The sequence below is a fragment of the Capnocytophaga sp. oral taxon 863 str. F0517 genome (assembly GCF_000466425.1).
Lineage (GTDB): Bacteria > Bacteroidota > Bacteroidia > Flavobacteriales > Flavobacteriaceae > Capnocytophaga.
Map to the genome: position 1 here is coordinate 1 of NZ_KE992172.1, position 908 is coordinate 908.

Annotated in this window: 1 protein-coding gene; it reads left to right on the top strand. The window is 42.4% G+C overall.

What is annotated here, in order from left to right; genetic code table 11:
* On the top strand, positions 1 to 818 hold an 818-nt coding region (locus tag HMPREF1551_RS10825; protein ID WP_021629187.1), incomplete at its 5' end, for a DKNYY domain-containing protein.
* Positions 819 to 908: the final 90 nt, after the last annotated feature.

Here is a 908-nt window from a genome sequence, read left to right on the forward strand (position 1 = left end):
CCATACCCAAGGAGAATTTGAGCAAGATAAAGCTGTTTGAGGTTTTGGTCACCGATGGAAACAAGCTCTACGAAGGGAGAGAACCAATCTCTGGCTATGATGTGGCTACTTTTGAGGTTGTTCCAGGGCATTATTACTATCTGTATGACAAGAATGGGGTGTATAATTGGCGTAAAAAGCTGCCTTTCCACTATACAAACCGCCCTGAGTATGGGAAAAACTTTTTCTATGTGGGTGTTCAGAGACTATTTATCTATGAGGATCAGGCTTATTATAATGGTTATGACGATAGCCTCTATGTACCTCACCTCACCCCTCGGCAGTTGGCGTTGCTCAAAGAAGGAAATACACCTCTAAGAGAATTATTCCCTTCCCAAGACGATAAACAAAAGAATAAAGAAATAGACACCACAGGCTTTGAGCAGCTTTCCTATCCCTTTTGGAGACACCAGGGGCAGGTTTATCATTTGATCTATAAGGAGTGGTATGATAATAACCAACATGATTGGAAGAGCGAACGCCGATATGTAGTAGTAAAGGGTTATGACAATGCTTCTCTAAGGGTAGTACCCAATGGTTTCTTAGCCGATAAAGATTATTGGTATGGTGGTACTACAAGGCTGTTCCCAAGCAAGGACGTGGAGCTTTTGGCTATCTATGAGGGCTATGAGAAAGGCTGGGGTATGGATCCCGCCCCTACTCCTAATTTCTATCTCTTTAAGAATGCCCAGGGGTATTGGCTGGCCGAATTAAACGGAGAGGGGGCAATGTGTCCATTAACCAATGATCAAGCCAATAAATTATTAAACCGACAATAGCAACTCAAAACTCAAAACTCAAAACTATCATGAATCGTCTCTTACTTTTTACGTTATTACTCGTTGCTTGCAAGCAAAAGCCTGTGGAGC